Source organism: Streptomyces olindensis, assembly GCF_040645895.1.
GTDB classification, from domain to species: domain Bacteria; phylum Actinomycetota; class Actinomycetes; order Streptomycetales; family Streptomycetaceae; genus Streptomyces; species Streptomyces olindensis.
The window spans coordinates 66347-87867 of the sequence record NZ_JBEYZD010000022.1; the positions used below are offsets into that span (position 1 = coordinate 66347).

The window sequence follows — 21521 nt, forward strand, 5'->3', positions numbered from 1 at the left end:
TGGGTCAGCGCTGGCCCTGGTACAGCTTCTTCACGGTCAGTCCGGCGAACGCGAGGACGCCGACGGCGACCAGGACCAACAGGATTTCGAAGAAAAGCTCCACGGGGTGCTCCTTGAGCGGGGTGCGGATGTGTGCACAGGGCCGGCCCCAGCTTACGCGGGCCCCTTCGGCACTACGATTCCGGCTATGGCGAAGAAGCTGGTGATCAAGGTGACGGCCGGGGCGGACGCCCCCGAGCGGTGCTCCCAGGCGTTCACGGTGGCGGCGGTGGCGGTGGCCAGCGGCGTCGACGTCTCCCTGTGGCTGACCGGCGAGTCCTCCTGGTTCGCCCTGCCCGGCCGCGCCGCCGAGTTCGAGCTGCCGCACGCTGCGCCCCTGCCCGACCTGCTGGACTCGATCCTCGCGGCCGGCCGCGTCACGCTGTGCACGCAGTGCGCGGCCCGGCGCGAGATCACGGAGCAGGACGTCGTCGAGGGCGTGCGGATCGCGGGCGCGCAGGTCTTCGTCCAGGAGGCCCTGGCGGACGGGACGCAGGCGCTCGTCTACTGAGACTCCGTGTACAGGCAGAACGGGTGCCCGACCGGGTCCAGCAGCACGCGCACGTCGTCCTGCGGCTGGAAGGCGGCGAGCCGGGCCCCGGCGGCGACGGCCCGGTCCGTCGCCCCGGCCAGGTCATCGACCTCGATGTCCAGGTGCATCATCATCTGCTGCCGCCCCGGACCGCTCGGCCAGACGGGCGGGACGTACGCGGGCTCGGTCTGGAAGGACAGCCCCGTACCGCCGCCGGGCGGCCGGATGTGCACCCAGTCCGGGCCGTCCTCGCCCGGCCGTACGGCCCAGCCGGGCAGCAGCCGCAGATAGAAGTCCGCCAGTTCGCGGGCGTCCGGTGCGTCCAAAGTCGCCGCCGCCAAGCGCATGGCCCTCCCCTGCCGGTTCACTGCCGGCGCTTCTTGCCGTCCAGCTCGTCCCACCACTCGTCCGACTGCGGATCCCCGGACGGGTCGTCCCACCAGCGGTCGTCCGGCCCGCGCCGGTTCGCGACCATGGCCGCCACGGGCGGGATGACCATGGCGACGACGCACATCCCCACCGCCACGGGCACGGACCACAGCCGCACGACGCCCCAGGCCAGGACGAAGAGGCCGATGCACAGGCCCATCATCGCGAAGTACGTGTGCCGTCGCCGTGCGTACATACGTCCAGCGTAGGTCCGGGCAGGCCGAAGGGCCGCACCCCAGGCGTCCAACCCGAGGGGTGCGGCCCTTGAGGACCTGTCGCCGTCAGACGGCGATCGCGACCTCCGCCAGGCCGCCCTTCTGGGCGACGACCGTGCGGTCGGCGGTGGCGCCGGGCACGAGGGCGCGGACGGTCCAGGTGCCCTCGGCCGCGTAGAAGCGGAACTGTCCGGTCGCCGAGGTCGGCACCTCGGCCGTGAACTCGCCGGTCGAGTCCAGCAGACGGACGTAGCCGACCACGGGCTCGCCGTCCTTGGTCACCTGACCCTGGATCGTGGTCTCACCGGGCTTGATCGTCGAGGCGTCGGGGCCGCCGGCCTTCGCACCACACATGTCGTACTCCTGAAGAGGTCTGGAAAGGTCGGTCGGGGTCGCTTACTTGTTGGCGCCGAGCTCGATCGGCACGCCCACCAGGGAGCCGTACTCGGTCCAGGAGCCGTCGTAGTTCTTGACGTTCTCCACACCGAGCAGCTCGTGCAGGACGAACCAGGTCAGCGCGGAGCGCTCACCGATGCGGCAGTAGGCGATGGTGTCCTTCGCCAGGTCGACGCTCTCCTCCTCGTAGAGGGCCTTGAGCTCCTCGTCCGACTTGAAGGTGCCGTCGTCGTTGGCGTTCTTGGACCACGGGATGTTGCGGGCGCTCGGCACGTGGCCGGGGCGCTGGGACTGCTCCTGCGGCAGGTGGGCCGGGGCGAGCAGCTTGCCGGAGAACTCGTCGGGCGAGCGCACGTCGACGAGGTTCTGCGAACCGATGGCGGCGACGACGTCGTCGCGGAAGGCGCGGATGGACGTGTCCTGGGCCTTGGCCTTGTAGTCCGTCTTCGCGCGCTCCGGCACCTCGTCGCCGGCGACCAGCTCGCGGGCGTCGAGCTCCCACTTCTTGCGACCGCCGTCGAGGAGCTTGACGTTCTCGTGGCCGTAGAGCTTGAAGTACCAGTACGCGTAGGAGGCGAACCAGTTGTTGTTGCCGCCGTAGAGGACCACGGTGTGGTCGTTGGCGATGCCCTTCTCCGACAGGAGCTTCTCGAAGCCCTCCTGGTCGACGAAGTCACGGCGGACCGGGTCCTGGAGGTCCTTGGTCCAGTCGATGCGGATCGCGTTCTTGATGTGGTTCTTCTCGTAGGCGGACGTGTCCTCGTCCACCTCGACGATGGCGATGGTCGGGTCGTCCAGGTGCTCCTGGAGCCAGTCGGCGTCGACCAGGACGTCGCTGCGGCTCATGCTCTTTCTCCTCCGGGGCAGTTGCGGCGGGGCGTGCGAGATCTGCGGGGCGCGCGCCCATGACGAGGGCGGCGCACGGGTGCCCTTGATGCAGGGCGGCGGGGATGCGCGCGCCGGCTCATCGGCCGACGCGGTCGCTCAGAAGGTGCGACAGAGCATGGCGGCGACGCGGCACAGGTCTACTGCCCGCCGCTTCGTGAGGTCCGCCTGTCGCTTCATGCCGTCGATCGTAGGGACGGCAGGGCGCGCGTGTCACCGGTGTGTCGCATATTGAGACGAGATGGTCCGGGATATGAGATCGGGGCGCTCGCCGCCTACCCTCCGGCCACCCGTATCCGCCGTCACATCTACGCTGCGGACGCCGCCGTCTCGCCCACCGGACGGCGCTGGTCGGGCCCGCCGTGCCCGTTCCTGCCTACCCGGCGAGCCGGACGTCGGAACCCTTCACCGTGATCTCGACGCCGTCCGGGGCCGCCTGGACCTTGTCCAGCTTGATGCCGCCGGGCAGGCCGTCGATCTTCTGCTGGAAGTCGGTGATGGTGCGCACCCGGTTCTCGGCGAGGTCGACACCGGCGAACTTGGGCAGGCCGTCGGCCTTGACCCGCACGGTGTCGCCGTCGACCACCGTCACCGTGCTGAGCACGGAGACCGGCTCGGGCAGCTCGGTGCCGAGCACGGTGGCCTCGACCGTGACCTTGATCTTGCCGTTGCCGCCGTCGGAGAGGCCCACGACCTGGGCGGTGACGCCCGGCGCGACCCGGGTGGGCTCGGACTTCGCCGTCTTCAGCAGCTCGTCGTAGGAGATGGTCGCCGTGCCGGTGGCGCTGGTGGCGGTGGCGGAGCTGAAGTCGCCGGAGAACTCGACGCCCTTCATGTCGGCCCGGAGGTCGTCGATACGGATCTTCTGGGCGCCGTCGCCCGCGGCGGCCTCGTAGTTCTGGATGCCGACCTCGATGTCGTCCAGGGAGCCGCCGGCGACCTGGGTGAGGAACGGGAAGCCCTTGATGCTGACGTCCGGGGTGGACGCGAGGTTCTCCGTCGTCTTCAGCCGGTCGGCGGCCTCGCCCTCGGCGAAGTGGACGGCGACGCGGTCGGCGATGACGAAGAGTCCCCCCAGGATCACGACGAAGATCAGCAGTATTCGCAGTGCGCGCATGCGGTGTGTCCCTCACCCAGTCGTTCGACGGCGGTCCCCGACGACCGGGTGGCCGTCCCTTGCGTGAGGGTAACTCCGTGTGGTGCGCGGGCCCGGGGTTTGTCGATCATCTGTGACAGCCGGGGCCCTACGCCAGGGCTCGCCCCAGGACGTACACCACCGGTGCCGCGGCGGACAGGGGCAGGGCCACGCCCGCCGTGAAGTGGACGAAGCGGGAGGGGTAGTCGTAGCTCGCGACCCGGTGGCCGATCAGGGCGCAGGCCGCCGCGCCCGCGCCCAGCAGGGCGCCCGAGGTGCCGAGGCCCGTCATCGACCCGGCCGCGACACCGCCGCCCGCCGCCGCGAGCAGCGCCACCACCACCGACGCCGCCGTCGGCAACGGCAGCGCCCGCGCCAGGACGGCGACCGCCACGGCCACCGCACCCACCGTCACGGCGTCCGCGTCGGCCGCGAGATACCCGCCCGCCACGATCGCCAGCGCCGCCGCCGCGACCGTCGCCATCAGGCCGTACATCCGCTCGTCCGGATCCGCGTGCGACCGCAGCTGCAGGACCAGCGCGAGCAGCACCCACACGCCCAGGGTCCCCAGGATCGCCGCCGGTGAGCGCCCCGACGCCAGCAGCGCGGCATCCGCGGCCAGCGCCCCGGCGAAGCCCAGCGCGATGCCCTGCCGCGCCGGCCACATCCCGTTCAGCCGGAACCAGCCCGCCGCGGTGACGGCCTGGAGGACGACGAGCGGCACCAGCAGCGCGTACGTCCCGACCGCCGCCGCACCGGCGAGCAGCAGTCCGAGCAGCGCGGTCAGCGCGGCCGGCTGCATCCCGGGCTCGATGATCGGCGACCGGCCCTCCGCCCGCGCCCGCTGGGCGTCCGTGACACGCGTGTTCCCGCCGACGGTGGCGGGACCGTACCCGTCACCCGACGGGTCGGCGACCTCGGCAGGAGCCGGAGCCGCGTACCCCTGGGGCGGCAGATACGCCTCGGCTGCGGCCGGGGCGGACACCTGCTGGTGCGTCTGCGTCTCCCAGGTCTGGCCCTGCCACTGCTGCGTGTACTGCTGAGCGGCGTGCGGGTCCTCGTACCCGGGATACGCCTGGTGGCCCTGCTGATACCCCTGCCCGGGCCACGCCTGCGGCGCCTGGCCCTGCGGGTGCTGCGGGTGCCGCGGATGCTGCGCGTGCTGCCCGTGCTGCGGCTGCTGCCCGTACGGGTCGTAGCCGTCGTAGCCGTCGTAACCGTCGTACGGCTGGTTGGTCATCGTCACCCTCCTGCGAACGGCGGGAGCACCTCGACCGTGCCGCCGTCGGCCAGCCGTACCGTCTCATGGGCGCGGGTGCCCACGGGGTCCCCGTCGACGAGGAACGAGCAGCGCCGCAGGACGCGCTCCAGTTCGCCCGGGTGCCGCTCGCGCACCCCGGCGAGCGCCTCGGCGAGCGTGGCCGCCTCGTACGGCTCCTCGGCCACCCCGGCCGCGGCCTTGGCGGCGGCCCAGTAGCGCACCGTGACCTTTGGCATCTGCTTCCTCAATCGCACAGTCACAACGGACTCACCCGACGGTGAACCCCGTCAGGCTAGCCCGCCCGGCCGGCCACCCACGCCCCGATCCGGCCCAGCAGCTCGTCGCTCGCCGCGTGCTCGGCATGCCCCATGCCGGGCTCCAGCCACAGTTCGCCCTGGTCACCGGCGGCCGCGGCCAGCATGCGCGGATGGTCGACGGGAAAGTAGCCGTCGGCGTCGCCGTGCACGATCAGCAGCGGGGTCGGGGCGATCCGCGGCACGGCCTGCACCGGGGAGAGCGGCACCGGGTCCCAGTCCCGGTGGTGGATGCGCGTGCGGAAGCCGTAGCGCCCCACCACGCGCCCCTCGGGCCGCGTCACGAGCCAGTGCAGCCGCCGCATGGGGGCGGTGCCCCGGTAGTACCACCGGGCGGGCGCGCTCACCGACACCACCGCGTCGGTCTGCCGTGGATGCAGCGCCGCGTGCCGCAGCACCACCGAGCCGCCCATGGAGAACCCGACGGTGCCCACGCGCGCGTGCCCGAGCTCCCGCGCCCAGCGCACCGCCGCCGCGAGGTCCAGCACCTCCCGGTCCCCGACCGTGGACCGTCCGCCGGACGCCCCGTGCCCCCGGAAGGAGAACGTGACGACGGCCCCGTACCGGGTGAAGGCCCGGGCCACCCGCCGCACGTGCGGCCGGTCGACGGCCCCGGTGAAGCCGTGGGCGACGACGAACACGGGGTGAGCGGAAGGTGTCCGGGAACCGTCGTATACGGCGGCACCCGGGTCGTATACGGCGTCGATCGCCACGCCGTCCGACGTGCGCAGAAACCTCCGTGTGAACCTCCGCACAGACGCTCCACGGGTCGTCTCGGAGTGCGGACGATCGGTGGAACGCGCCACATGACCTGCCGGACCAGAGCTCATGTGGGCTATTCTGCTGGGCAGAGGACTCGGGCAGCGTAGCCCCCGGGTCCTTTTGTGCTTTCGGAAGCGTTGTATACGACGCGGGAAACCGCAGGTGTACGGGCCTTCGGGATCGCAGAGCAGTGCTGTGCCAACAAACGTCCTCGCAGGGACCGAGGAGGAACCAGACGTATGAGTTCTCTGCTGCTCCTGACCAACGCCCTCCAGCCGTCGACGGAGGTGCTCCCCGCCCTCGGCCTGCTCCTGCACAACGTGCGGGTGGCCCCCGCGGAAGGCCCCGCCCTCGTCGACACCCCCGGTGCCGACGTCATCCTCGTCGACGGCCGGCGCGACCTGCCGCAGGTGCGCAGCCTGTGCCAGCTGCTCCGCTCCACCGGGCCGGGCTGCCCGCTGATCCTCGTCGTCACGGAGGGCGGTCTCGCCGCCGTGACCGCGGACTGGGGCATCGACGACGTCCTGCTCGACACCGCCGGCCCCGCGGAGGTCGAGGCCCGCCTGCGGCTCGCCATGGGGCGGCAGCAGATCGTCAGCGACGACTCCCCGATGGAGATCCGCAACGGCGACCTGTCGGTCGACGAGGCGACGTACTCCGCCAAGCTCAAGGGCCGCGTCCTCGACCTCACCTTCAAGGAGTTCGAGCTCCTGAAGTACCTCGCGCAGCACCCCGGCCGCGTCTTCACGCGCGCCCAGCTGCTCCAGGAGGTCTGGGGCTACGACTACTTCGGCGGCACCCGCACGGTCGACGTGCACGTACGGCGGCTGCGCGCCAAGCTCGGCCCCGAGCACGAGTCGCTCATCGGCACCGTCCGGAACGTCGGTTATCGATTCGTTACGCCGGAGAAGGTGGAGCGCGCCGCCGAGGAGGCGAAGGCCAAGGCCGCCAAGGCAAAGCCGGACAACAAGGACGAGTCCACCGATCTGGACGCCGCCGAGGTCCGCGCCGAGGCGTGAAAGGCGTATCCCGGCGCCGACCTGGGCATCGCTCTTCGCACGGAGCGCACCGGACGGCGGTCGGGATATCGTACGGAACCTCCTTTACGCCCTGCCCAGAGCGGGTATATCCGCGTAGACTCCGCGCGTGGCCAAGGTGACTCGGGATGATGTGGCGCGGCTGGCAGGGACTTCCACTGCCGTGGTCAGCTATGTCATCAACAACGGACCCCGGCCGGTCGCCCCGGCCACGCGCGAGCGTGTCCTCGCCGCGATCAAGGAACTGGGGTACCGGCCCGACCGGGTGGCCCAGGCGATGGCCTCGCGGCGCACGGACCTCATAGGCCTGATCATCCCGGACGCCCGCCAGCCCTTCTTCGGGGAGATGGCGCACGCGGTCGAGCAGGCGGCCTCCGAGCGCGGGAAGATGGTCCTCGTCGGCAACACGGACTACGTGGGCGAGCGCGAGGTCCACTACCTGCGGGCCTTCCTCGGGATGCGCGTCTCCGGGCTCATCCTCGTCAGCCACGCGCTCAACGACCTGGCCGCCGCCGAGATCGAGGCCTGGGACGCCCGGGTGGTGCTGCTGCACGAACGCCCCGAGGCCATCGACGACGTCGCCGTCGTCACGGACGACCTCGGGGGCGCCCAGCTCGCCGTACGGCACCTGCTGGAGCACGGCTACGAGTACGTGGCCTGTATGGGCGGCATAGCGGAGACCCCGGCGGTCGGCGACCCGGTCTCCGACCACGTCGAGGGCTGGCGCCGCGCGATGGACGACGCCGGGATCTCCACGGAGGGCCGCCTCTTCGAGGCCCTCTACAACCGCTACGACGCCTACCAGGCCGCCCTGAAGATCCTCTCCGGGCCCGAGCGCCCGCCGGCCATCTTCTGCTCCACCGACGACCAGGCGATCGGCCTGCTGCGGGCGGCGCGCGAGCTGCGGATCGACGTCCCCGGCGAGCTGGCGGTGGCCGGCTTCGACGACATCAAGGAGGCGGCGCTGGCCGATCCGCCCCTGACGACGATCGCCTCCGACCGCCCGGCGATGGCCCGGGCCGCGGTGGACCTCGTCCTGGACGACGGGCTGCGGGTCGCGGGGGCCCGGCGGGAGCGGCTGAAGGTGTTCCCGTCGCGGCTGGTGGTCCGCCAGTCCTGCGGCTGCGCCTGACCCTGGCCGGGGGCGTCTTTATATCGGGCATACGAGGTTCTGTCGGGCTTCTCAGCAAGCACTCAGGAAGCTCTCATGGTCGGGCGACAAGCTCGTTTCCATGACCGAGAGCTTCCACCGCAGTGGCGAGTACGAGAACCCTTACGAGGGTCAGCAGCAGGCCCCGGTGAACCCCGAGTGGCCGCCCCCGCCGGCGTACGCCCCGGCACACGCTCCGCATCCGAAGAAGCGCAACCGCGGCCCCGTCGCCCTGATCGCCGCGGTGGCGATCGTCGCCGCGGCGATCGGCGGCGGCACCGCCTACGGCATCCAGGAGCTGACCGGCCACGACACCGTCGCCTCCAGCTCGACCAGCACCAACGTGGTGCCGTCCAGCCAGAAGGGCACGGTCGCCGGGGTCGCGAAGGCGGTCAGCCCCAGCATCGTCGAGATCAACGCCGACTCCAACGCCGGGTCCTCCACCGGCTCCGGCGTGATCATCACGAGCGACGGCGAGATCGTCACCAACAACCACGTCATATCCGGCGCCTCGCAGATCAAGGTGACGACCAGCGACGGCAAGTCGTACACCGCGAAGGTCGTCGGCACCGACAGCAAGAAGGACCTGGCGCTGATCAAGCTGGAGAACGCCTCCGGCCTGAAGGCGGCCACGCTCGGCGACTCCTCCGGCGTCCAGGTCGGCGACCAGGTCGTGGCGATCGGCTCCCCCGAGGGGCTCTCCGGCACCGTGACCAGCGGCATCATCTCGGCGCTCGACCGTGACGTCACCGTCCCGACCGACGAGGACCAGGGGCAGCAGCAGTACCAGCAGGGCGACGGCTGGCCGTTCGAGTTCGGCGGACGCCAGTTCAACGGCGACACCGGCTCCGACACGACCACGTACAAGGCGCTGCAGACCGACGCGTCCCTCAACCCGGGCAACTCCGGCGGCGCGCTGATCGACATGAACGGCAACATCATCGGCATCAACTCCGCGATGTACTCGCCGACGGGCACCGCCTCCTCGTCCTCCGACGCGGGCAGCGTGGGCCTGGGCTTCGCCATCCCGGTCAACACCGTCAAGGCCGACCTCGCCAAGCTGCGGGCCGGCGCCACCGACTGAGTCACACGAGGAGCACGGCGATGATCGAGCAGGTCGCGCACACGGAGCCCGGCACCGACCCGGCGCAGGTAGCGCTGGCCCTGGCGGTGGCGCACGCACTGCACGCGCCGACGGCCCGGGCACCCGAGGTGGCGCCCGCCCCCACCGGGACCACCCACCGGCACCGGACCGCCCGGCGCCGCACCGTACGGGGCTGAGCCCGACGGCTGAGCCCCACCGGAAGGGCCCTGCGCTCCTCCCGGCCCCGCCCGCGGTCGTGCGAGGCTGAGAGCGTCAGAGCACCCCCTCCCCCTTCACACCCGAGGAACCCCGACCCATGAGCCCCGCAGACGGCGACCGTGACACGCAGCGCATCCTGATCGTCGACGACGAGCCGGCGGTACGCGAAGCACTCCAGCGCAGCCTCGCCTTCGAGGGGTACGACACGGAGGTCGCCGTCGACGGCGCGGACGCCCTGGAGAAGGCCGCGGCCTACCGCCCCGACCTGCTCGTGCTCGACATCCAGATGCCCCGCATGGACGGCCTGACGGCAGCCCGCCGCATCCGCGCCACCGGCGACACCACCCCGATCCTGATGCTCACGGCCCGCGACACCGTCGGGGACCGCGTCACCGGCCTCGACGCGGGCGCCGACGACTACCTGGTCAAGCCCTTCGAACTCGACGAGCTGTTCGCCCGCATCCGCGCCCTGCTGCGCCGCAGCTCCTACGCGGCGGCCGTGGGCGCGGGCGGCACGGGCGACGACGACGCCCTCACCTTCGCGGACCTGCGCATGGACCTCACGACGCGCGAGGTCACCCGGGGCGGCCGCCAGGTGGAGCTGACCCGCACGGAGTTCACGCTCCTGGAGATGTTCATGGCGCACCCCCGCCAGGTCCTCACCCGCGAGCAGATCCTCAAGGCGGTCTGGGGCTTCGACTTCGAGCCGTCGTCGAACTCCCTCGACGTGTACGTGATGTACCTGCGGCGCAAGACCGAGGCGGGCGGCGAGCCGCGGCTCGTGCACACCGTGCGGGGCGTGGGCTACGTGCTGCGGCAGGGCGGCGCGGAGTGAGCAGGGTCGTACGCCGCTTCCGCTCGCTGCCGATCCGGTCGCGCCTGGCGCTGCTGGTGGCGGCGGCGGTGGCGTTCGCGGTGGCCGCGGTGTCGGTGACCTGCTGGTTCATCGTGCAGGGGAAGCTGTACGACCAGGTGGACGGGGACTTGAAGTCGTCCTACCGGACCATCCTGGAGGACGACTTCGAGGCGCTGGTCAGGACGTGCCCCCAGACGCCGTCCAGCACGCTCGGCGGCGCTCCCCGCCCGCAGACGTACGCGCAGCTGGTGCGGGTGGACGGCAGGGTCTGCCTGTTCAGCAACAACATGCCGCAGGTGAGGGTCACGAGCGCCGACAAGGCCGTGGCGAAGGATCCCGACCCCAGGACGGCCCGGCTGCGCAACGGCAAGGACAGCGACGGCAACTCGGTGCGGGTGCTGACCACGGCGGTCATCGTCAAGGAAAGCCCCTTCGACCAGAGCGTCGCAGCCGACTACGCGCTGGTCATCGCGGTCCCCCTCAAGGGCACGGAGTCCACGCTCAACGAACTGGCGCTGATCCTGCTGCTGGTGTCGGGCATCGGGGTGGTGGGCGCCGGGGCGGCGGGCCTCACGGTGGCCCGGGCGGGTCTGCGTCCCGTGGACAAGCTGACCGAGGCCGTCGAGCACGTGGCCCGCACGGAGGACCTGGACGTCCGCATCCCCGTCGACGACGACAGCGACGACGAGGTGGCCCGCCTCTCCCGTTCCTTCAACTCGATGACCTCGGCCCTGGCCAGCTCCCGCGAACTCCAGCAACAGCTCATCGCGGACGCCGGCCACGAACTCCGCACGCCGCTCACCTCGCTGCGCACCAACATCGAACTCCTCACCCGCAGTGAGGAGACGGGCCGCCCCATCCCGGAGGCGGACCGCAAGGCACTGCTCGCGTCGGTGAAGGCGCAGATGACGGAGCTGGCCGCGCTCATCGGCGACCTCCAGGAGCTGTCCCGTCCGGACACGGGCCAGCATTCGGGCCGGACCCAGATCGTCGCCTGGCAGGACATCGTGGACTCGGCGCTGCGGCGGGCCCGGCTGCGCGGCCCGGAGCTGACGATCACGGCGGATGTACAGCCGTGGTTCGTGCGCGCGGAGCCGACCGCGCTGGAGCGGGCGGTGGTGAACATCCTCGACAACGCCGTGAAGTTCAGCCCCGAGGGCGGCACGATCGAGGTCCGGCTTTCCGAGGGCGTCCTCACGGTCCGCGACCACGGCCCGGGCATCCCCGCCGACGAACTCCCCCACGTCTTCGACCGCTTCTGGCGCTCCCCGAGCGCGCGGGCCCTGCCCGGCTCGGGCCTCGGCCTGTCGATCGTGGCGCGCACGGTGCAGCAGGCGGGCGGCGAGGTGTCCCTGTCCCCGGCGGAGACCGGCGGCACGGTGGCGACGGTACGGCTGCCGGGGGCGCCTACGCCGCCGCCGGAGGTGCCTTGACGGAAACGACCGTCAAGGCCGGCGCGGTGTCACGGGTTCCTGACACCGGCCAGGAGCAACGCCAGACCCTTGAGCGTCTGCCCGAGCATCGCCCGCCCGGAGACCGGCTGAGCGTCAGCCTTCTCCCCCCTGTCACCCCTCCCCGTTGCCTGGCCCGCCAGACAACACCTGGCCGCCCAAGTCCTTCTCCAGCAGCGTGAAGGACTTGGGTACCCCGCCCGGCTGCGGCTTGCCCTCCTTGTGGCCCACCACGCGGTAACCGGCGTCCTTGTAGTACGCGTTGAGCCGCGCGTTGCCCGCCAGGCAGTCCAGGCGTACGCGGCTCCGGCCCGCCTCGGACACCCGGTGTTCCGCCGCGCTCAGCAGCGGCCGCCCCGTACCCGGCCCGGCGGTGCTCCGGTTCACCATGAGCCGGTGCACGTATCCGGCGACGGGCGGCTGCGGGCCCCAGGCGGACTCGTCCTCCCACCACAGCTCCCAGGCGCCGGCGAGGTGCCCGCCGGTCTCCGCGAGCCAGACCTCGCCGTGTGCCATGACCCGGCGGAAGTGGTTCTCGTCCAGCTCGCCGGGCCGCCACTGCCCGGTGATGCCGCGGGCCAGCATCCAGCGGGCGGCGTCGTCGCGGAGGCGGACAAGGGTGGGCAGATCGGACTCGGTGGCGGGGCGGACGCGCAGATCACGCACCACGGGCGCGGTCACGTCTCCGTCCGGTACATCACGTCTCCGTCCGGTTATCACGCCTCCGTCCGGTTATCACGTCTCCGTCCGGTACATCAGATCCACCTCGTGCGTCACGAACCCCAGCCGCTCGTACACCGACACCGCCGCCTTGTTGTCGGCGTCGACGTACAGCATCGCGGTCGGCAGCCCCCGCCCCGCCAGGTGCCGCAGCCCGATCGTGGTGAGGGACTTGCCGAGGCCGCCGCCCTGGGCGCCCGGGGCGACTCCGAGGACGTACACCTCGCCCAGGCCCTCCTCGGCGTGCACCTTCGTCCAGTGGAAGCCGACGAGTTCGTCGCCGCGGAAGGCGAGGAAGAAACCCGCCGGGTCGAACCACGGCTCGGCCTTGCGGTCGTCGAGGTCGCGCTGGGTGAGGGAGCCCTGCTCGGGGTGGTGGGCGAAGGCGGCGGCGTTGACCGCGAGCCAGGCCGCGTCGTCCTGGCCGGGGACGAAGGGGCGGACGGTGACGTCCGGCGGCAGCACCGGCTCGGGTGCGTCGAAGTCCGTCAATGGGCGCCGCATCTGGCGCAGTTCACGGAAGAGCGTCAGGCCCAGGACCTGGGCGAGGTGCCGGGCGGCGGAGTGGCCGCCGTGCGCCCACACGCGCAGCCGCTTGCCGGAGGCGGCCAGCAGCGCCGAGCCGAGCGCCCGGCCGTGCCCGTGCCCGCGGTGCCCGGGGTGGACGACCAGCTCGGCGGCCGGCGGCTCCACCGGGTCCGTGTCCTCCAACTGGGCATAGCCGACGAGTTCGCCGTCCACGGTGAGCAGCAGATGGGAAACGCCTTCCCGCTCCCCACCGCGCAACTGCAACCGGCCCTGTTCGGACACCGCCTGCTGCCCGTCGGTCCGGGCCGCCTCGGCGAGCAGTCCGAGCACGGCCTCGGTCTGCTCCGCGGAGAGCGCGGCAAGGGTGTCGATCGAGCGGGGGCGGCCGGGCCTTACGGTGTCGTCGCTGGTCATGCGTATGAGGGTACGGGCCCCCACCGGCAAATCGGCGGCAAAGAAGCAACCAGGTCGTAACCACGAAGGGCCTGTCGCGCTACGCGCGTTGACTCTAGGCTGCGCCGGACGACATCACTGTCCCAGCAGACCCACAGGGGGGCGTATGCCAGCCAGTTCCGCGGCGCATCCGGAGCACCGGAGACGTCGTACGTACCGTTTTGTCGCTCTTGCCGCCGGTGTCGTCACCGTCGGCGCGCTGGCCGCCGCGGCGCTGCCGGGGGCGGCGACCGCCGGTGAGGACCACCGCACGGGCGGCCACTGGCCCGGCCGCTACCAGGACGTGCAGTTGCTGTCCTTCAACGACCTGCACGGCAACCTGGAGCCGCCGACGGGTTCGTCCGGCCGGGTCACCGAGCACCAGCACGACGGCACGACGAAGACCATCGACGCGGGCGGCGTCGAGTACCTCGCCACGCACCTGCGGCAGGCCCGCCAGGGCGAGAAGTACTCCATCACCGCCGCCGGCGGCGACATGGTCGGCGCCTCCCCGCTGATCTCCGGCCTCTTCCACGACGAGCCGACCATCGAGGCGCTGAACAAGCTCGACCTGGACGTCACCTCCGTCGGCAACCACGAGTTCGACGAGGGCGCCAAGGAGCTGGCCCGCCTGCAGAACGGCGGCTGCCACCCGAAGGACGGCTGCTACACGGACGAGGAGTTCGAGGGCGCCGACTTCCCCTACCTGGCCGCCAACGTCCTCGACGAGAAGACGCAGAAGCCGATCCTCAAGCCCTACTGGGTGTGGAAGAAGAAGGACGTCAAGGTCGGCTTCATCGGGGTGACCCTGGAGGGCACCCCGGACATCGTCTCCGCCGAGGGCGTCAAGGGCCTCGCCTTCAAGGACGAGGTCGAGACGATCAACAAGTACGCCAAGGTGCTCCAGAAGCAGGGCGTGAAGTCGATCGTCGCCCTCATCCACGAGGGCGGCTTCCCGGCGTCGGCGTCGTACAACTACGACTGCGACTCCCCGGGCGCGGGCGACGGCATATCCGGCCCGATCGTGGACATCGCCAAGAACATCACGCCGCAGGTCGACGCGCTGGTGACGGGGCACACCCACGCCCCGTACGTGTGCACGATCAACGACCCGGCGGGCAAGCCCCGCATGGTCACCTCGGCCGCGTCCTTCGGCCGTCTCTACACGGACACGACACTGACGTACGACCGGCTGACCGGCGACATCGCCCGTACGGCCGTGAAGTCGGCGAACCACGTGGTCACCCGGGACGTCCCCAAGGCGCCCGACATGACCGAGCTGATCGGCAAGTGGAACACCCTGGCCGCGCCCATCGGCAACCGCCCGATCGGCTACATCTCCGGCGACATCGGCAACACCGGCACCGAGTCCCCGCTCGGCGACCTCATCGCCGACGCCCAGCTCGCCCACGGCAAGCAGCTCGACCCGGAGACCGACCTGGCGCTGATGAACCCCGGCGGCATCCGGGCACCGCTGACCTACGCGGCCAAGGCCGGTGAGGGCGACGGTGTCGTGACGTACGCCGAGGGCTTCACGGTCCAGCCGTTCGCCAACACTGTGAACCTCCAGGACTTCACGGGCGCCCAGCTGATCCAGGTGCTCAAGGAGCAGGTGACCGGCCCGAACGCGGCGTCGCCGAAGGTGCTCCAGGTCTCCTCCGGCCTGACCTACACGCTGGACCTCACCAAGTCCGGTGCCGACCGGGTCGTCACGGACTCGATCCGGCTGAACGGCGCGGCCATCGACCCGGCGGCCACCTACCGCGTCGCGACGAACAGCTTCCTCGCGGGCGGCGGCGACGGCTTTCCGACCCTCGGCCAGGGCGCCAACGACGTCGTCGGCAGCGACGACCTCGCCGCGCTGGAGCAGTACCTGACGGCCAACTCCTCGGCCGGCAGCCCGCTCGCACCGCCGAAGGCGGACCGGATCACGATCGTGAAGTAAATCGCATACCTGGAGTTCAGGTTGCGGGTGGGGGCGGTGCGCATGGTCGGATGGATCGATGCGTACCCCCCACCACACTGATGCGCATCCGCGTCCGAACCCGTACGAGGAACTCGGCGCCCTCGACGACGGGCCGCTGGAGGAGACCCCTCTGGAGGAGTTCCGGAAGGAGCCCTGGGACTCCGAGGGCTCCGAGGGCTCCGAGGAGGCCGCCGAGGACGCCTGGGCCCCACCGGTGCACCGCCGGGGCGGCCGTAGGAGGAAGAATCGTTTCGCCGGACTGCCGCTCGCGGTGAAGGCGGTGGTCGGCCTCGCCGTGCTCGCCGCGTTCACCGCGCTCGGCGACCGCTGGGCCGTGCTCTACGCCGAGCACCGGGCCGCGGACACCCTCAAGGACCGCCTCGACCTGGCGGCCGCGCCCGAGGTGGAGATCGGCGGGTTCCCCTTCCTCACCCAACTCGCCGACAAACGGCTGGACTCGGTGAAGGTGACCGTCCCGGACGTCGCCGCCGACCGGATCTCGCTCGCGAAGGTGTCGGCCACGGCCCATGACATCCGGCTGGACGCCGACGGGCTCACCTCCGTGCGCGGGGCCCACGTCCCCCGGTTCGAGGGGGACGTCATCTTGTCCTTCGCCGACCTCAACCGCGAACTGGGCGCCTCCCAGGTGACGTTCACCGGCGAGGGCCGCGACCGGGTCCGGGCCCGCGGCACCCTGCCGGTCGCCGGGCACAACCTGCGGCTGCGGGCCGAGGCCCGGATCCAGCGGCAGGGCGAACGGGGCATCGCCACGGAGATCGGCGGCATGCGCCTGGACATCGGGGAGCTGGCCACCTACCGCCCCGGCACCCGCGCCTCGGAGGGCCTGCACCTGACCCCCCGCGGGAGCGCCGACCTGGCCCGGGAGACCCGCAAGGCCAGGGCGCTGCTGTCGGTCCCGGCCATCGTGCAGCGCATGGGCGTGCCCGAGGCGACGGTCCGCCAGGCCCTGGCCGACGACGGCGAGCTCGCCGAACTGACCGGCTCCCCGCGCTTCGCCCGCCAGGCCGAACGCCTCAACCTCATCGACCTGGCCCTGGACAACCCCGAGGTGCTGCGCCGCCTCGGCCTCGACCCCGGCCTGCTCGACTCCCTGTCCGGGCTGACCCGGCCGGTCCTGGCCGACCGGCTGTCGCTGGCGTTCGAACTGCCGAAGCCGGAGCAGGGGAACGTACGGCTGGACGACGTACGGGTGGAGGAGGACGGCATCCGGGTGCGGGTGTCGGGATCGGGGCTCTCGGTGGGGTCGTAGCCGCGCCGGCGGCGGGGGTACAGCCGGGCCGACGGCGGGGGCGCGGCTGCATTCTTGATGAGATTTGGTGTGCAGATGTGTTGACCTCTGTTCGACCCCTCTTCTACTTTGCGGGAGCCAACGAGCCGCCGATCAGTACGCGAGTTCTCGCGCACGCAACTGCTCAGAAGGGGACGTCGTGTCACGAAAGACTCATCGGGGGACAGCCGGCCTGGGGGCGCTGCTGGCCTGCGCCACGGCATTCGGCGGGGTCCTCGCCTCCCCCGCGGCCGCCTCCCCCACCGCACCGCCGCCCGTCAGCGACTTCAAGGGCGTCAACTGGGCCGACCCGCGCGACAACTACGCCGACGACGCGGTCGTGCCCTCGGGCCTGTCCACCTCCGACAGCTACGCCACCACCTACGCCAAGTCCAGAGCGATCATCGGTGGCTTCTCCAAGCTGGGCGCCAACACCGTCCGCCTCCCGGTCAACCCGACCTCGGTGAACGGCCCGTTCTGGAAGTCGTACCGGGGCGCGATCGACGCCGCCACCGCCAAGGGCTTCAAGGTCATCCTGGGCTACTGGGAGGCCGACAACGCCAAGGACGGCAAGATCGACAACCAGGCGTCCTGGGACCAGATGTGGGCGCGGATCACGTCCGCCTACGCCCGCAACTCCAAGGTGTACTTCGAGCCGATGAACGAGCCGTTCGGCTACACCGCGCAGGAGTGGACCGACATAGCGGCGAAGTGGGTGACCGTCCACAACAACGTGCCCCGCGACCGGGTCCTGATCGGCGGCTACAAGTACAGCGAGGACGTCAAGCCGGTCTGCGCCGACCCGCGCCTGAAGGGCACCCGCCTGGCCCTGCACAACTACGGTTTCTGGCACACCGACTGGACCAGCGTCGACCAGTGGAAGCAGGACTTCAAGGCCCGCATCGGGGACTGCGCCTCGCGCACGATCCTCGACGAGTTCGGCGCCTCGATGACCACGGGGCTGGACTACAACGGCCCCGTCAACGGCTCCAACGAGGTCGCCTACATCCAGGCCGCGACCGACACCATCCGGGAGCTGGGCCTGGGCTCGGTCTACTGGCCCGGCCTGCGCAACGGTGACACCTACTCCCTCACCACGCTCCAGGGCACGGGCACGAACCTCAGCCTGACGGTGAACAACCAGAGCGGCCTGGACCGGCTGCACTGGGCCTGGAAGCAGTAGACGCCCCCCACGGGAGCCGATGGTGGCCCTTCCGGGTTCGGCGCGGATGGTCAGCCGAACCCGGAAGGGAGCCGTCAGGACGCCGAAGGCGTCCAGCCCGCGAGCCAGTCCGCGACCTCCTGGTTCGCGGCCTGCGCGTCGGTCAGGTGCGGCCGGTTGGAGCTCGCCGAACCCGCCCCCGCACCGGTGTTCTTGTACTCGGCGAACCGGTCGTCCTTCCACGAGAAGCCGCTCATGTCGGTCCACGGGGCCGACTTGATCGCGCTGCTCAGGTTCGTGTTGCGGACGGTGGTCTGCGGGTCGAGGGAGGCGTCCCCGCCCGCGTGCCAGGGCCGGCCGAGGTAGAAGCTGCCGGCCGAGACGTCCCCGTTCACCGTGGAGTTGGCGATCAGGATGCCCTTGCGGTTGGCGGCCGTGCTGGGCGCGGTGATGTACCCGGACGAGGTGCCGTCCCAGCGCTTCTTCAGCGTGATGACGGACTTGTCGACGACGGCCGTGGCCCGGCCGAAGATGAAGTCGACGTTGCCGATGACATAGGAGTTGCTGACGTAGACCCGGCCCAGCCGGTCCTTCGACGCGGTGTCCAGGAGCAGCGTGTCCTGGTCGCCGCTGACGATGATCCCGTCCAGGAACACCTTGTCGGCGGCGGTCCGCAACGCGACGGCCTGATGCCCGTTGAGGGACTGGTTGGCCTTCTCGTCGAAGTCGTTGGAGATGGTCAGGTTCCGCGCCTGGAAGTCGTCGGCCTCGACGGCGACGGTGGCGCTGCCGCCGGTCCCGTACGTGCCGCCGCCGGGCTTCGGCGTCCCGGACGCGTTGTTGTAGACGATCGTCGTGTCCTTGCGGCTGCCGCCGGTGCCCTGGATGGTGACGTGCGGCTTGTTGGAGGGGACCTTCACCAGCTCCCGGTACGTCCCCGGCTTCACGGCGATGACGACACGGGAGGGGTTGCCCGCGGGCACGGCGTTCACGGCGGCCTGGACGCTCGTGTACTGCCCGCTGCCGTCCTTGGCGACGGTGAGGGTGGTCGCGGCGGCGGCCTTGGCGGACGCGGCGGCGGTCGTGCCGATGGAGGCGCGGGGCCCGGCACCGGACTTCAGGACCGACGGCAGGTCGGCGGCCTTGTCGAGGGTGTACGGGTAGTACGTCTTCGGATCGAAGGCCGTCCCGCCGCTCTCGTTGCGCCCGCTGGTCCCGGAGAAGACGCTGCCGCGCTGCACGACGGCGGCGCCGCTGTCCTTGATGACGGGGTTCTTCACGCCCTGGAAGTAGGAGTTCTCCAGGACCATCTTGGTCGCGCCGCGCGAGTAGTTCCCGTACGACGAGTTGATGCTCGTGCCCGGGGCGTCCTCCAGCCAGTTGTTGTAGAGGTGCGCGTGGGCGGCGTTGTCGGTGGACGGGTTGCGCTGCTCGGTCTCGCGGATCCAGTTGTGGTGGATCGTGATGTCGGTCTTGACGTTCTCGGTCCAGCCGATGCCGAACGTCTTGTTGTTGTCGCTCAGCTTGTTCCAGGACACGGTGACGTTCGTCGAGTCCTTGCGGACGTCGATGAGCCCGTCGGCCATGTGCCGCAGGTCGTTGTGGTCGATCCACACGTGGTGGGCGCCGTCCATCTGGATCGCGTCGAAGTCGTGGTCCTTGTCGTTCCAGACGCCCTGGTACGAGTCCCGGATGGTCAGGTTCCGGATGATGACGTTGTGCACGCCCTGGCCGAGGAAGAACCCCCCGCCCACGATGTGCCCGGAGGTCCCGGCCCCGACGATGGTCTTGTCGGACTGCACCTTGATCTCTTTGCCGACCGGGTTCATGGTGATGGCCCCGGCGACGACGATGACGTACGGCTGGGTCGCGGTGGCGTACTTCTCCAGCTCGGCCTGCGTCTTCACGGTGACGACCTGACCGCCGCGCCCGCCGTACGTCCCGTTCTGTCCGAGGGAGTTGACGGAGGCGAACCCGTCGGCGGTGTCGGTGGCCCAGGAGGGGGCGGCGGCGGAGGCCTGTTGCGCGGTGAGGCCGAGGACACCGAGGTCGGTGCCGTAGGCGAGGGTGCCGGCGGCGGTCAGGGCCAGGGGGACCCCGACCGCCAGGGCGGTGCGGCTTCTGCGGTGGCGGGGGGTGCTTCGCGGCTCACTCATGCGGCGAATCCGTTCCGTGCGGGGGGATGATCCGCGATGGGGTCGCCGCCCCGCACGAAAAGGTTGCCGCCTTGCCCAAGCCGCCTACTGCGTGCAGGACTTGGGGTCGAGCTTCTCCTCGATCTTGTCCTCACGGCCGTCGGGCTGGCCGTTGGGGAGGAGCTTGTCGGAGATGCCGTCGATGTAGTACCCGTGCGAGTAGATCGTCCGGTAGCCCCGGTCGCGCCAGCTGTGCACGGTCCGGTCGCCGTCGCCCTTGTTCCACTCGTAGTCCTCGACGTGGAACACCGGGTTCACGCGCACCACGCGCTGGTACGGCGTCCAGGTCACGGCGACCTGCCGGCAGGGCGGGATGGTCTTCTCGCTGCGGGTCTCGAACCGGGACTCCTTCTCCCAGCCCCACTCGTAGCCGGCGCTGCCGCCCACAGTGCCGGAGAAGATGCTCTTGGCGAGGGAGAGGCTGATGGTGCCGCCGACGCTCTTCTTGGCGAAGGTCTTGGTGCTGTAGCTGCTGACGAAGGTCTCCTTGTCGTCGGCGGACCCCTTGTTGCCGATCCACCGGGAGGTGCGGACGGTGTCGCCCTTGATCGACCAGGTGGAGGCCTCGGCGTACCCGCACCAGCCGCGGAACAGCTCCCACGGCCCTGCCGGCTGCCACAGCCCGAAGACGTCCCGCAGGTACTCGTCGCGGGTCTTGAACTCACCGGTGTCGACGTTCAGGGCGCCGTAGACGCCGGTGAGGCTCGTCTCCTGACCGCAGAGCCGCTCGATCATCCGGTCGGTGTCGCCCGGGTCGACACCCCGGATGTTGGTGGCCCCGGCGGGCCCGGCCGTGGCGGTCCCCGCGCCGGTCAGCAGACCGGTTATGGCGAGGACGACGGAAGCAGCAACTGCGCCGCACTGCTTCAGAGTTGACTTGCGTGTGAGTCGCATGTGGGGGGCTCACTCCTGCTTGCGGTTCTCTGACGGCGATGAAGATGTCAGATGAGAGGCGGGAGTTCGCGCTACCGACGGGTATGACAGGACATTGACAGCTGGCTGGGGGCACCTGTCCGGCTTTGTCACCCGGCGCCCTTCCGAACGGCGACCCGCAGCACGTCCCCGAGCGACTCCAGGGCACGGGTCAACGCGAAGCGCAGGGCGCGATCACCGGCCTTGGGGTCACCCAGCACGGCCCTGGCGCCGGCGAGCACCTGCTCCGCGGAGGCCAGTTGGGCGGCCTCGATGTCGTCGGCGAGCTGGGAGAGCAGGCTGTGCGGGTTGTCGGTGCTGAGGTAGCAGGGCTTGCCGTCGGCGTCGGTCCAGGGGAGCAGCCTCATGCGGAGACCTCCATCGCTTCGGTGGTCGGCAGGTACGGGTGTACGAGCTGGGGCTGTGTGGCTCGGTGGCGCCCCTCCGAGGGGAGCAGGAGCCGTAGGAGAGCGAGCAGGACCGTCTCGCAGAGTCCGGCGAGGCGCAGACGCAGACGCAGAGGCATGGCGGTGCCCTTCGGCATGAGCAGGGG

General features: G+C 70.9%; 25 protein-coding genes. 10 read left to right on the forward strand and 15 right to left on the reverse strand.

Annotation, left to right across the window (positions count from 1 at the left end):
- The first annotated feature begins 187 nt into the window (after positions 1 to 187).
- Positions 188 to 550: a DsrE family protein gene (locus tag ABZ948_RS16690; RefSeq protein ID WP_359760145.1), complete on the forward strand. Its 363-nt coding sequence runs from the start codon at positions 188 to 190 to the stop codon at positions 548 to 550.
- On the opposite strand, the gene ABZ948_RS16695 is transcribed toward ABZ948_RS16690, so the two are convergent.
- The 9 genes from ABZ948_RS16695 to ABZ948_RS16735 form a co-directional block, all read right to left on the reverse strand.
- On the reverse strand, positions 544 to 918 hold the full coding sequence (locus ABZ948_RS16695; protein WP_359760146.1) for a VOC family protein: 375 nt from the start codon (positions 916 to 918) through the stop codon (positions 544 to 546). The genes ABZ948_RS16690 and ABZ948_RS16695 overlap by 7 nt on opposite strands.
- A 17-nt stretch (positions 919 to 935) precedes the next feature.
- The gene (locus ABZ948_RS16700) at positions 936 to 1196 is read right to left on the reverse strand and encodes a DUF3099 domain-containing protein (RefSeq protein WP_359760148.1); all 261 of its coding nucleotides are present in this window, start codon (positions 1194 to 1196) and stop codon (positions 936 to 938) included.
- Between the two features lie 85 nt (positions 1197 to 1281).
- Positions 1282 to 1569, reverse strand: coding sequence for a DUF1416 domain-containing protein (locus ABZ948_RS16705; protein ID WP_031121416.1), 288 nt, complete (start codon positions 1567 to 1569; stop codon positions 1282 to 1284).
- A gap of 42 nt (positions 1570 to 1611) precedes the next feature.
- Complete coding sequence (locus ABZ948_RS16710) at positions 1612 to 2457, reverse strand: sulfurtransferase (protein ID WP_359760150.1); 846 nt, start codon at positions 2455 to 2457, stop codon at positions 1612 to 1614.
- Positions 2458 to 2595: 138 nt separating this feature from the next.
- The gene (locus ABZ948_RS16715) at positions 2596 to 2676 is read right to left on the reverse strand and encodes a putative leader peptide (protein ID WP_350310325.1); all 81 of its coding nucleotides are present in this window, start codon (positions 2674 to 2676) and stop codon (positions 2596 to 2598) included.
- 196 nt (positions 2677 to 2872) lie between these two features.
- The gene (locus ABZ948_RS16720; protein ID WP_359760152.1) at positions 2873 to 3613 is read right to left on the reverse strand and encodes an LmeA family phospholipid-binding protein; all 741 of its coding nucleotides are present in this window, start codon (positions 3611 to 3613) and stop codon (positions 2873 to 2875) included.
- Positions 3614 to 3740: 127 nt separating this feature from the next.
- Entirely contained in the window at positions 3741 to 4871 is a 1131-nt protein-coding gene (locus ABZ948_RS16725; protein ID WP_359760154.1) for a hypothetical protein, read from the reverse strand.
- Positions 4872 to 4873: 2 nt separating this feature from the next.
- The gene (locus ABZ948_RS16730; RefSeq protein WP_359760155.1) at positions 4874 to 5128 is read right to left on the reverse strand and encodes a MoaD/ThiS family protein; all 255 of its coding nucleotides are present in this window, start codon (positions 5126 to 5128) and stop codon (positions 4874 to 4876) included.
- Positions 5129 to 5184: 56 nt separating this feature from the next.
- On the reverse strand, positions 5185 to 6036 hold the full coding sequence (locus ABZ948_RS16735; RefSeq protein WP_359760157.1) for an alpha/beta hydrolase: 852 nt from the start codon (positions 6034 to 6036) through the stop codon (positions 5185 to 5187).
- Positions 6037 to 6207: 171 nt separating this feature from the next.
- On the opposite strand from ABZ948_RS16735, the gene ABZ948_RS16740 reads away from it, so the two are divergent.
- The 6 genes from ABZ948_RS16740 (at position 6208) to ABZ948_RS16765 (ending at position 11747) form a co-directional block, all read left to right on the forward strand.
- Positions 6208 to 6987, forward strand: coding sequence for a response regulator transcription factor (locus tag ABZ948_RS16740; RefSeq protein WP_359760159.1), 780 nt, complete (start codon positions 6208 to 6210; stop codon positions 6985 to 6987).
- A 127-nt stretch (positions 6988 to 7114) separates the two neighbouring features.
- A complete protein-coding gene (locus tag ABZ948_RS16745; protein WP_359760161.1) occupies positions 7115 to 8137 on the forward strand; it encodes a LacI family DNA-binding transcriptional regulator in 1023 nt (340 codons plus the stop codon).
- Between the two features lie 100 nt (positions 8138 to 8237).
- Positions 8238 to 9239, forward strand: coding sequence for a S1C family serine protease (locus tag ABZ948_RS16750; RefSeq protein ID WP_359760163.1), 1002 nt, complete (start codon positions 8238 to 8240; stop codon positions 9237 to 9239).
- 20 nt (positions 9240 to 9259) lie between these two features.
- The gene (locus ABZ948_RS16755) at positions 9260 to 9436 is read left to right on the forward strand and encodes a hypothetical protein (RefSeq protein WP_359760165.1); all 177 of its coding nucleotides are present in this window, start codon (positions 9260 to 9262) and stop codon (positions 9434 to 9436) included.
- A gap of 119 nt (positions 9437 to 9555) precedes the next feature.
- Positions 9556 to 10293 (forward strand): response regulator transcription factor, encoded by a 738-nt coding sequence (locus ABZ948_RS16760; RefSeq protein ID WP_359760166.1) that lies wholly within the window; start codon positions 9556 to 9558, stop codon positions 10291 to 10293.
- Positions 10290 to 11747 (forward strand): HAMP domain-containing sensor histidine kinase, encoded by a 1458-nt coding sequence (locus tag ABZ948_RS16765; RefSeq protein ID WP_359760168.1) that lies wholly within the window; start codon positions 10290 to 10292, stop codon positions 11745 to 11747. Before ABZ948_RS16760 ends, ABZ948_RS16765 begins: the two co-directional genes overlap by 4 nt.
- Before the next feature lie 132 nt (positions 11748 to 11879).
- On the opposite strand, the gene ABZ948_RS16770 is transcribed toward ABZ948_RS16765, so the two are convergent.
- Both ABZ948_RS16770 and mshD read right to left on the reverse strand, forming a co-directional pair.
- Positions 11880 to 12446 carry a GNAT family N-acetyltransferase gene (locus ABZ948_RS16770; RefSeq protein ID WP_359760170.1) on the reverse strand — a complete coding sequence of 189 codons (567 nt, stop codon included), beginning with the start codon at positions 12444 to 12446 and terminating at the stop codon, positions 11880 to 11882.
- A 54-nt stretch (positions 12447 to 12500) separates the two neighbouring features.
- Positions 12501 to 13427, reverse strand: a complete 927-nt coding sequence (gene mshD, locus ABZ948_RS16775) for a mycothiol synthase (protein ID WP_359760172.1) — start codon at positions 13425 to 13427, stop codon at positions 12501 to 12503.
- A 145-nt stretch (positions 13428 to 13572) separates the two neighbouring features.
- Between mshD and ABZ948_RS16780 the strand changes: the two genes are divergently transcribed.
- The 3 genes from ABZ948_RS16780 (at position 13573) to ABZ948_RS16790 (ending at position 17882) form a co-directional block, all read left to right on the forward strand.
- Positions 13573 to 15390 carry a bifunctional metallophosphatase/5'-nucleotidase gene (locus ABZ948_RS16780; protein ID WP_359760174.1) on the forward strand — a complete coding sequence of 606 codons (1818 nt, stop codon included), beginning with the start codon at positions 13573 to 13575 and terminating at the stop codon, positions 15388 to 15390.
- A gap of 58 nt (positions 15391 to 15448) precedes the next feature.
- On the forward strand, positions 15449 to 16681 hold the full coding sequence (locus tag ABZ948_RS16785) for an LmeA family phospholipid-binding protein (RefSeq protein ID WP_359760176.1): 1233 nt from the start codon (positions 15449 to 15451) through the stop codon (positions 16679 to 16681).
- Positions 16682 to 16859: 178 nt separating this feature from the next.
- The gene (locus tag ABZ948_RS16790; protein WP_359760178.1) at positions 16860 to 17882 is read left to right on the forward strand and encodes a glycoside hydrolase family 5 protein; all 1023 of its coding nucleotides are present in this window, start codon (positions 16860 to 16862) and stop codon (positions 17880 to 17882) included.
- Positions 17883 to 17956: 74 nt separating this feature from the next.
- Here the strand turns inward: ABZ948_RS16790 and ABZ948_RS16795 are convergent, their stop codons facing one another.
- The 4 genes from ABZ948_RS16795 to ABZ948_RS16810 form a co-directional block, all read right to left on the reverse strand.
- Positions 17957 to 20017 (reverse strand): pectinesterase family protein, encoded by a 2061-nt coding sequence (locus ABZ948_RS16795; protein ID WP_359760180.1) that lies wholly within the window; start codon positions 20015 to 20017, stop codon positions 17957 to 17959.
- Positions 20018 to 20101: 84 nt separating this feature from the next.
- On the reverse strand, positions 20102 to 20950 hold the full coding sequence (locus ABZ948_RS16800) for a hypothetical protein (protein WP_359760182.1): 849 nt from the start codon (positions 20948 to 20950) through the stop codon (positions 20102 to 20104).
- A gap of 128 nt (positions 20951 to 21078) precedes the next feature.
- Positions 21079 to 21336, reverse strand: a complete 258-nt coding sequence (locus ABZ948_RS16805; RefSeq protein WP_359760184.1) for a hypothetical protein — start codon at positions 21334 to 21336, stop codon at positions 21079 to 21081.
- Entirely contained in the window at positions 21333 to 21494 is a 162-nt protein-coding gene (locus ABZ948_RS16810; protein ID WP_359760186.1) for a hypothetical protein, read from the reverse strand. The genes ABZ948_RS16805 and ABZ948_RS16810 overlap by 4 nt, the downstream gene beginning before the upstream one ends.
- Positions 21495 to 21521 lie beyond the last annotated feature (27 nt).

Excerpts from the sequence above, each read along its gene's own strand:
- ABZ948_RS16690 (WP_359760145.1), top strand. The coding sequence starts at position 188 with ATGGCGAAGAAGCTGGTGATCAAGGTGACGGCCGGGGCGGACGCCCCC.
- ABZ948_RS16695 (WP_359760146.1), bottom strand. The coding sequence starts at position 918 with ATGCGCTTGGCGGCGGCGACTTTGGACGCACCGGACGCCCGCGAACTG.
- ABZ948_RS16700 (WP_359760148.1), bottom strand. The coding sequence starts at position 1,196 with ATGTACGCACGGCGACGGCACACGTACTTCGCGATGATGGGCCTGTGC.
- ABZ948_RS16705 (WP_031121416.1), bottom strand. The coding sequence starts at position 1,569 with ATGTGTGGTGCGAAGGCCGGCGGCCCCGACGCCTCGACGATCAAGCCC.
- ABZ948_RS16710 (WP_359760150.1), bottom strand. The coding sequence starts at position 2,457 with ATGAGCCGCAGCGACGTCCTGGTCGACGCCGACTGGCTCCAGGAGCAC.
- ABZ948_RS16715 (WP_350310325.1), bottom strand. The coding sequence starts at position 2,676 with ATGAAGCGACAGGCGGACCTCACGAAGCGGCGGGCAGTAGACCTGTGC.
- ABZ948_RS16720 (WP_359760152.1), bottom strand. The coding sequence starts at position 3,613 with ATGCGCGCACTGCGAATACTGCTGATCTTCGTCGTGATCCTGGGGGGA.
- ABZ948_RS16725 (WP_359760154.1), bottom strand. The coding sequence starts at position 4,871 with ATGACCAACCAGCCGTACGACGGTTACGACGGCTACGACGGCTACGAC.
- ABZ948_RS16730 (WP_359760155.1), bottom strand. The coding sequence starts at position 5,128 with ATGCCAAAGGTCACGGTGCGCTACTGGGCCGCCGCCAAGGCCGCGGCC.
- ABZ948_RS16735 (WP_359760157.1), bottom strand. The coding sequence starts at position 6,036 with ATGAGCTCTGGTCCGGCAGGTCATGTGGCGCGTTCCACCGATCGTCCG.
- ABZ948_RS16740 (WP_359760159.1), top strand. The coding sequence starts at position 6,208 with ATGAGTTCTCTGCTGCTCCTGACCAACGCCCTCCAGCCGTCGACGGAG.
- ABZ948_RS16750 (WP_359760163.1), top strand. The coding sequence starts at position 8,238 with ATGACCGAGAGCTTCCACCGCAGTGGCGAGTACGAGAACCCTTACGAG.
- ABZ948_RS16755 (WP_359760165.1), top strand. The coding sequence starts at position 9,260 with ATGATCGAGCAGGTCGCGCACACGGAGCCCGGCACCGACCCGGCGCAG.
- ABZ948_RS16760 (WP_359760166.1), top strand. The coding sequence starts at position 9,556 with ATGAGCCCCGCAGACGGCGACCGTGACACGCAGCGCATCCTGATCGTC.
- mshD (WP_359760172.1), bottom strand. The coding sequence starts at position 13,427 with ATGACCAGCGACGACACCGTAAGGCCCGGCCGCCCCCGCTCGATCGAC.
- ABZ948_RS16780 (WP_359760174.1), top strand. The coding sequence starts at position 13,573 with ATGCCAGCCAGTTCCGCGGCGCATCCGGAGCACCGGAGACGTCGTACG.
- ABZ948_RS16785 (WP_359760176.1), top strand. The coding sequence starts at position 15,449 with ATGCGTACCCCCCACCACACTGATGCGCATCCGCGTCCGAACCCGTAC.
- ABZ948_RS16795 (WP_359760180.1), bottom strand. The coding sequence starts at position 20,017 with ATGAGTGAGCCGCGAAGCACCCCCCGCCACCGCAGAAGCCGCACCGCC.
- ABZ948_RS16800 (WP_359760182.1), bottom strand. The coding sequence starts at position 20,950 with ATGCGACTCACACGCAAGTCAACTCTGAAGCAGTGCGGCGCAGTTGCT.
- ABZ948_RS16805 (WP_359760184.1), bottom strand. The coding sequence starts at position 21,336 with ATGAGGCTGCTCCCCTGGACCGACGCCGACGGCAAGCCCTGCTACCTC.
- ABZ948_RS16810 (WP_359760186.1), bottom strand. The coding sequence starts at position 21,494 with ATGCCTCTGCGTCTGCGTCTGCGCCTCGCCGGACTCTGCGAGACGGTC.